At 44.6% G+C, this 1,137-nt stretch carries 1 pseudogene; it reads right to left on the bottom strand.

Annotated elements, in window-relative coordinates:
* Positions 1 to 1,117, bottom strand: a pseudogene (locus ACH63V_RS18065) (ShlA/HecA/FhaA protein); the annotation flags it as partial.
* Between the last annotated feature and the right edge of the window lie 20 nt (positions 1,118 to 1,137).

A 1,137-nucleotide genomic window follows, 5' to 3' on the forward strand; every position in this document is an offset into this window, starting at 1 on the left:
ACTGGTTATCTAAACTGCCTGAACCACTGTTGATCGTTAATACATCATGGAGACTTGCGATTTGACCTTGATTGTTATTAAGTCCTTGGCTATTTAAGTTAACTTGCTGGTTTGCAGCAATAATACCACTCTGGTTATTAATATCTTTTTCGGTTTGAATAGCTAAAGTAGTTTGACTGTTCAACTGCCCTTTTTGGCTATTATCCACCTGAATTGCGTTGAGTTGTAAAGCCTGCCCTGCAATGACCTTGCCGGTTTGATTACTCAAGACCCCTTGGCCTGCAGCTAGCACAATATTGCCTTGGGCACTACTGATCTGACCTAAATTGTTATTCAGACCCTGGCTATTAACCTTAATCCCCTGATCTGCTGAAATCACACCTTGAGTATTGTTCACTTCTTGCTGGCTTTGTAGATCAATCTTCGCCTGTGAAGTCATCTGGCCTGCCGTGCTGTCGAGTGATAAGGCCTTAACTGTTAAATCTGCTTTTGACTGTAATAATCCAGATTGGTTAATCACTGCCTGATTACCCGCATCAACAGATAACCCACCCTGAATACTGCCGATCTGGCCTTGACGGTTATTTAACCCTTGTCCACTCAGGCTAATGTTCTGGTTGGCAACCATGCTGCCAGCCTCGTTATCAATCAGACCTGCACTGATAATATTCAACGCATCCTGTGCACTGATTTGGCCTTGCTGGTTGTTAGTTAAAGCATTAACTTGCAGGTTCAAAGCTGCTCCACTTTGAATGCTGCCAGCATGGCTATTATCTAACGTATCGTTGACCACAACATCCAAGGCCGTGCCTGCTCCAGACTGCATCACACCAGACTGGTTACTTAAGTTCTGGCTGCTTACCTGAAGTTGCTTGTTCGACAAGAGCTTCCCGTGGTCATTCGTCACATCGCCCTGACTATTTAACGTCAGTCGATCCAGAGCACTAATCACACCACTGTTATTTAAACCATTCACATCAAGCGTCAGGGTTTTCCCAGACTGGATAGCACCTGAACCATTATTCAGCGATAAATCACCCGTCTGAATCAGTAAATCACCTTGTTCCGTACCGATCTGACCGCCATCATTTTGTAAGCCCTGACTCTTCAATGACATCTGCTGGGTTGAAGCCATCA

This window comes from Acinetobacter sp. ABJ-A23_2, assembly GCF_044538765.1.
Taxonomy (GTDB): domain Bacteria; phylum Pseudomonadota; class Gammaproteobacteria; order Pseudomonadales; family Moraxellaceae; genus Acinetobacter; species Acinetobacter nosocomialis_A.